The following is a 7,027-nucleotide window of genomic DNA, read 5'->3' on the forward strand; positions in this document are numbered from 1 at the left end:
AACGGGAAACTCTGTCATGAACATCAACTCCCTCTCCCGGCGACGCACGCTCGTTGACAGCGTCGTGGATCAGGTGCGCAACAATATCGAGTCAGGCGCCATCAAGCCCGGCGACCGACTCCCCAGCGAGTTCGAACTTTGCGACCGCTTCGGCGTCAGCCGCACGGTGATCCGCGAGGCGACCCGGCGGCTGCAGGCGCTGGGATTGGTGGAGGTCCGGCGCGGGCGAGGTTTGTTCGTGGGCAATCAGGACAGCGTGCGCGACACGGTGCAGGTGATCCGCAGCTCCCTGTCGGTCTCCCTGGCCGATCTGGCCAAATTCACCGACTTTCGCAATGCCATCGAGAGCCATGCCGCACGGCAGGCCGCCCTCAAGGCCACTGCCGGCGATGTCGAGAAGCTGCAGGACTTGTGCGACCGACTCACGAGCACGGTTGAGAAGGACGAGGATCTCGAGGCGACCCAAAGGCTGGACATCGCGTTTCACCAGCACATTGCGAAGATCGCCGGAAACGACCTGCTGGCGCAGATTCTCCAACTCGTGGAGGACATGATGCGGAAATCCATTGTGCAAAGCACGCAGGGCCAAATTCTGGACCCGGTCGCCATACGTCTTCTGCACCAGAAAATTGTCGATGCCATCCGGGACCGCGATCCCTTGCGGGCGGAACAAGCCATGCGGGAGCACATGGAAGCGGTGCAGCAGCGCCTGGAAGAATGCGCGCGACACGACAAACCGGCCGACCTTGCAAAATCATGAAGGTCATACGCTATCAAAAAGCCGGCTCGCCGCCGCAATACGGATCGCTCAATGACGACGGCACGGCGTGCGCGCTCGCCGGCAGCATCGAGTCGGGCTTCACGCCGACCGCGCAGACGGTTTCGGGCTTCGACCTGCTTCCGCCGGCCGAGCCGCCGGCCATTTACTGCATCGGCGCCAATTACCGGCACCATATCGAGGAATGCGGCGGCATGAAAGTGCCCGAGCGTCCCCTCGTTTTCATGAAGGGAATCAACGCGCTGCAAGCCCATGGAAAGCCCATCCGCATACCGAGAGTCTGCTCCGCAACGGAGGTGGACTACGAATGCGAATTGGCGGTGGTCATCGGCAAAGCCTGCAAGAATGCCACGCGGGCCAGTGCGCTCGATCACGTCTTCGGCTACACCTGCGCCAATGACGTGAGCGCGCGGGACTGGCAGCTCAATCTCGGCGGCGGCCAATGGTGCCGGGGCAAAGGCTTTGACACCTTCCTGCCGCTCGGACCCGTTTTGGTCACGGCCGACGAAATTCCCGATCCCAACGAACTTCGTCTCGGCACCATCCTGAACGGCCAGACCGTGCAGGATTGGAACACCAACGACATGGTGTTCGATGTGGCCGCGATCATCGAATTTCTCAGCCAGGATACCACCCTGCTGCCCGGCACGGTGATCATCACCGGCACTCCGCACGGCGTGGGCATGGCGCGCAAGCCTGCCCTCTGGCTCAAACCCGGCGACACCGTCGAGGTGGAAATCGAAAAAATCGGTCGCCTCACCAATCCGGTGCAAGCCGCCAACTGATCTCCAAAAATGAAAAACAAAAAGTCCACCCCACCCGCACCGGCCAAGGAATTCGCCGGCTTGAATCGCGAGCAGTTGCTCGACCTTTACCGCAGCATGTCGCTGCTGCGCATTTTCGAGGCCGAAGCGCAGAAAGCTTACCGTGCAGGCGAGATGCCGGGCTTCATCCACCTTTACATCGGCGAGGAGGCCACCGGTGTGGGCGTCTGCGCACACCTGCGCGCGGATGACTGGATCACCAGCACGCACCGCGGACACGGCCACGCGCTGGCCAAGGGCGTGAGCCCCCGCGAAGTCATGGCCGAACTCTACGGCCGGGCCACCGGTTGCTGCGGCGGCCGCGGCGGCACCATGCACCTCTACCAGCCCAAGGTCGGCCTCTTCGGCACCAACGGTTTTGTCGGCGGCGGCATTCCGTCCGCCGTCGGCGTGGGCATGAGCGCCAAAAAACGCGGCACCGACCAGGTGTCCGTGGCCTTCTTCGGCGACGGCGCGGTCCAGCACGCCACCTTCCACGAATCGATCAACCTGGCCGGCATCCAACGCGCGCCCGTTGTCTTCGTCTGCGAAAACAATCTCTACGGCACCGCCACGGCGTTGTCCGATGTCACCGCCAACGTGGAAATCGCCACCAAGGCCGCCGCTTACGGCATTCCCGGAATTGCCGTCGATGGCAACGACGTCATCGCCGTTTACGAAGCCATGCGCGAAGCCGTGACCCGCGCCCGTTCCGGCCAGGGCCCCACGCTCATCGAAGCGAAAACTTACCGCGTCGTCGGCCACCACGAAGGCGATCCGCTCGTCGGCACTTACCGCAACCAGGAAGAAATCGACGACTGGCTCGCGCGCTGCCCTCTCAAAACTTTCCGCGACCGCTTGATCGCGGCGGGACTGGCGCAAGCGGAAGACTTCGATCGCATCGATGCCGACATCTCGCAGATTGTCGCCGACGCGGTCGACTTCGCCCGCAAATCCCCCGAACCCGATCCCGCCACCGCGCTCGACCACAGTTGGGCCGACCCCATCAATCCGCCGATTCCGGCCACGCCGACCGAAACCGTCGTGGAAGGCTGGTTGAACGCCGTGCGCGACGGCATCGCCGAGGAAATGCGGCGCGATCCGCACATCGTTTACCTCGGTGAAGGCACCGCCCTGCGCGGCGGCACCTTCGGCCACACCAAGAATCTTTACGAGGAATTCGGCCCCGCGCGCATGATGGATATGCCCATCTCCGAACTGGGATATACCGGCGCTTCCATCGGCCTGTCCGTCACCGGCGCCCGCACCATCTGCGATCTCATGATGGGAGATTTCCTCTTCGAGGCCGGCAGCCAGATCGTTCACCAAGCCGGCAAGCTGCGCTACATGAGCAACGGACAGATCAGCGTGCCCGTTGTCATACGCACCATGCACGGCGCCATGAAAAACACCGGCCCGCACCACAGCGGCAACTACCAGACTGTCTGGGGCCATTGCCCGGGCCTCATCGTCGTCGCGCCTTCGAATCCCGGCGACGCCAAGGGTTTGTTCAAAACCGCCCTGCGCGCCAGCGATCCGGTCATCTTCCTCGAGCACAAAATGCTGCTCTCGACCAAGGGACCCGTGCCCAAGGGCGAGTATCTCATCCCCTTCGGACAGGCCCGCGTCGCCCGCGAAGGCAAGGACATCACCGTGGTCGCAGCCGGCCAGAGCGTGATTCAGTGCCTCCAGGCCGCCGAAATTCTCGGGAAACAGGGCATCTCCTGCGAGGTGATCGACCTGCGCACCATCGTCCCGCTGGACATCGACACCATTATTGCCAGCGTCTCCAAGACCGGCCATTTGTTCATCGCCGATGAGGGCTTCTCCATGTTCGGCCTCGGGGCCGAAATCGCCCAGCAGGTCGTCGAGTCGGCCTTCGACGAACTCGATGCGCCTGTCGGACGCTGCCACACCGAACCGGTGGCCATCCCGTTCAGCCCCGCCCTCGAACGCGCCGCTCTCCTCAACGTCGAGCGCATCGCGGATGCGATCAAAGCCACGCGCGAAGGCCGCCCTCCCGTGCCGACCCGTCTGGCCTTGAACTTGGCCAACAAAACACGGCCTGCAAAGCCTGCCCGGCCACCCGAAGCCACCGGCGCCCAGCCGGCTGTCGAAGCCGCCGCTCCCACCCCTGCCCCTCCAGTCACCGCGGCAAAGGCGCCCGCCAACGGCATCCCCGTCACCATTCCCAACATGGATCTCACGGTGACCGAGGCCCGCATCGTCGCTTGGCTCAAGAACGTGGGCGATCCCGTCGAATTGGGCGAACCCATCCTCCAAGTCGAAACCGACAAGGCCGTCGTGGATGTCGAGTCTCCGGCCAGCGGACGACTCGCCACCATCCTTGTGCAGGTCGATTCCGTGGCCCAGCTCAAGGAACAGGTGGCCATAATCGAACCCGCTTGATCCCATGCGCGCCCACCCGCCCGTCTCTCCCCGCGCCCGCCGCGCCCTGCGCCGACTCGGTTTGCAACACACCGCCGTGTCGGGCTCCGGACCCGGAGGCCGCATTCTCGAGGCCGATGTTCTGGCAGCCGCCCGGGGAACACCCGGACCCAACCGCCGCCGCGCCATCGCCGCCCGCACGCTGGGCAACTTCACCCAGGTGCCGCACTTCTATTTGCAAGCCGAGGCCGATGCCTCCGCGCTGATGGAGACCCGCAAAAAGTTGCTCGCCGGCGACGGCGACGTGCGCGTCACGTTCACCGATTTCCTTCTCGCCGCCCAAGGCCGCGCCTTGGCCGACTGCCCCTGGGCCAATGCCATCTGGCGCAACGACGGCGTCCAACCGCTGGCTTCGGCCGATGTCGGTCTGGTGGTCGCCCTTGAAGACGGACTCCTCATCCCCATCCTGCGCGGACTCGACCGCCTCAGCGTCAAACAAATTGCCGCCGAGCGCGCACGCTTGGTGGAAAACGCGCGGGCCGGCCGTTTGGCCGCCCCCGAAATGGACGGCGGTGCCACAAGCTTGAGCAACCTCGGCAAAGGCCGGGTGGATTCATTCGCCGCCATCATTCATCAGCCGCAAAGCACCATGCTCGCCGCCGGGCAAATCGCCCAGCGTCCCTGGGTCGCCGATGGCAAACTTGTCGTTGCCCCGACCATCCGGCTCACCCTTTCGGTGGACCACCGCGTCTTGGACGGCGATCCGGCAGCCCGCTTTCTCGATCGCATCGTTTACCACATCGAACGACCCCCGGTATCATGAACCTTCCCTCCGAAATTCGCGCGACCACCGTCAAACCCGGTTCCCTCACCATGTGGTGGCTGGGCCAGGCGGGCTTCATTGTCAAATCGCCGGCCGGGAAAGTGCTGGCCATTGATCCCTACCTCAGCAACAGCTGCGCCGCCCTCGGGCAAAGCATCGGTGTGCGCATGGACCGCCTGGTGCCAGCGCCGCTCGATCCCTCGGCCCTGCAATGCGACCTCCTGGCCTTCACGCATTCGCACCCCGACCACCTTGATCCGGAGACACTGGCCGCCTATCGCGCCGCCGGTCAAGAGGGGCCCTACCTCGCTCCGCCGGAAACCTACCATGCCCTCCTGCGTCTCGGTGTTCCCGCCGACCGCGTGACCATGGTATGGCCCAACCACGTCCACCGCATCGGCGACCTCACGATACGCACCGTGATGGGCATTCCATTGGGCGAGGATGACCTCAATCACGTCGGCTTCATCGTGAGCGCCGAAGACGGCCCGTGCGTTTACTTCACCGGCGACACCGACTACCACGAAATCCTGGCGATCCAGGCCCGCCCCTCGAAACCCGACGTGCTGGTAGCCGTCATCAACGGCACATTTCGCAACATGGGCCCGGGCGATGCCGCCAAGCTGGCCCGCGAACTCAATGTGCGGACTGTCATCCCGTGCCACTACGGCATGTTCGCCGACAACACCATCCCGCCGGAACTGCTCCGCACCAATTTGTTCATGGAAGGCATCCGCGACGCCTACTGCGAATTGAAGTGCGGCGAAGCCTTCACTCTCGCGAAAAACACCAAGGCGTGAACCCGTCTTCAAGCATCAAAAGCGCCCTCCGTAACACTGGCAACAGGTGAAACGGGGCAGCGCGGGCCGGAACCCGATTTTCGCGACGAATAAATGCCCCGCCCCTGTGTAACGAGATGCCGAGAAAGATTCACTGTCTCGTCTCCCTGCGCTAAAAACGCAGCTTCTTTTCGCAGCCCGATCCTCCAACATCCCCTCCAATGATGCGCACGCAACCCCGCACGGAATCCGGAATGATTTTGCGCGCGCCGCGGAAGACTTCGCGGCGGATTGTTCCGGCGCTTTTGCTCGGTTGGCTGGCGATCGCCGTCAGCGGCTGCAAAGAGTCTCCGACGCAAATCCCCGCGCAGACACCCGCAAATGAGCCGGTTTATCGTTTGGATCTCTCCGTGTTCACTACCCTGGATCCGGTGAAGGACCCTGCGGCAGCCAAGCGCGCATGGGACACCGTGCAAATGGCTGCGAGCATCCAGGGAAACGTCAATCGCAAGGCCCCGAGGCTGTTTCTCCGCTGCATGCCGGAGACCGATGATTTCTGGTGGAACTACCTGCGGGAGGAAAACGGATGGCTCAAGGGACGCGAGGTGATCGACGTGGCCTCGGTCGGCGACCTTCTGAAAATTTTCGGCAGCGAGCTGGCCGGGGCGGTCACCTATCGTGAGGACGAGCCCTATGGCTCCAACATCGCGATGACCATCGCGGGAGCGGAAAACCGCTTCGTCCTGCGCGAGGACACGAGCGACGGCAGTCTTTACCGCGAGCTGAGCGCACGGGAGGATTTTCCGAAGGACGTGGCCCGCGTTCCGCATGCGGAAATCGGGGGACTCCTCGACAAGAGCGGCATGATCGCCGGGACGCAACGCCCGTCGACCGGCAGCGGAAAAAACGACGCCTACCGCTGGGCGCTCGACAACTATTTGAAGTCCGGCAAATCCGGCAAAACCGACCTCGCGTATTTTCTGGACGCGTATTGGCTGCAAAAGCCCGGCGCGGCGGCCGGGAGCGGAAGCCTCTGGAATTCGACGCTGGCCAACCACGACTTCTATGTCTCGAAACGCGCCTTTTTCTTCGACCTCAACCCGATGCCGGACGAGGTTCCGGTGGATGATCCGGGTCAGCGCCCCGGACTCGATCGTGAGACGCTGGTGGAGATTCTCGCCACCATGGCCCGCCATGCCGATCTGCGGATTTATTCGGTCGGCGGTTTCATTCCCTGGGCGTGGAAATATGTCGGACCCGACGGCAAATGGCCGGGTGCAGGCGGCAAGAAACACCCCGTCCACTGCGAGTGGGAATATTCGAAGCTCATCTCCGCCTACAACGGCTACAAGGACGCCGATGCGCTCAGCTACTCCGGCATGGCCAACGCCTCGTTCTACCAGCACTTCCCACTGAACGAACGCTACGAGCAGCCCGAACCGGATCTCACCGACGA

The 7,027-nt window shown here is 63.5% G+C and carries 6 protein-coding genes; all 6 read left to right on the top strand.

Annotated elements, in window-relative coordinates:
* Nucleotides 1-16 precede the first annotated feature (16 nt).
* Nucleotides 17-760: a FadR family transcriptional regulator gene (locus FGM15_11025; GenBank protein MBU3666390.1), complete on the top strand. Its 744-nt coding sequence runs from the start codon at nt 17-19 to the stop codon at nt 758-760.
* Nucleotides 757-1,563 (top strand): 5-carboxymethyl-2-hydroxymuconate isomerase, encoded by an 807-nt coding sequence (locus tag FGM15_11030; protein ID MBU3666391.1) that lies wholly within the window; start codon nt 757-759, stop codon nt 1,561-1,563. Before FGM15_11025 ends, FGM15_11030 begins: the two co-directional genes overlap by 4 nt.
* 9 nt (nt 1,564-1,572) lie before the next feature.
* Nucleotides 1,573-3,990 carry a dehydrogenase gene (locus FGM15_11035; protein MBU3666392.1) on the top strand — a complete coding sequence of 806 codons (2,418 nt, stop codon included), beginning with the start codon at nt 1,573-1,575 and terminating at the stop codon, nt 3,988-3,990.
* Nucleotides 3,991-3,994: 4 nt separating this feature from the next.
* Nucleotides 3,995-4,792, top strand: coding sequence for a hypothetical protein (locus FGM15_11040; GenBank protein MBU3666393.1), 798 nt, complete (start codon nt 3,995-3,997; stop codon nt 4,790-4,792).
* The gene (locus tag FGM15_11045; GenBank protein ID MBU3666394.1) at nt 4,789-5,592 is read left to right on the top strand and encodes an MBL fold metallo-hydrolase; all 804 of its coding nucleotides are present in this window, start codon (nt 4,789-4,791) and stop codon (nt 5,590-5,592) included. Before FGM15_11040 ends, FGM15_11045 begins: the two co-directional genes overlap by 4 nt.
* 200 nt (nt 5,593-5,792) lie before the next feature.
* On the top strand, nt 5,793-7,027 hold a 1,235-nt coding region (locus tag FGM15_11050), incomplete at its 3' end, for a hypothetical protein (protein MBU3666395.1).

It is taken from the genome of Chthoniobacterales bacterium (assembly GCA_018883245.1).
Lineage (GTDB): Bacteria > Verrucomicrobiota > Verrucomicrobiia > Chthoniobacterales > JACTMZ01 > JACTMZ01.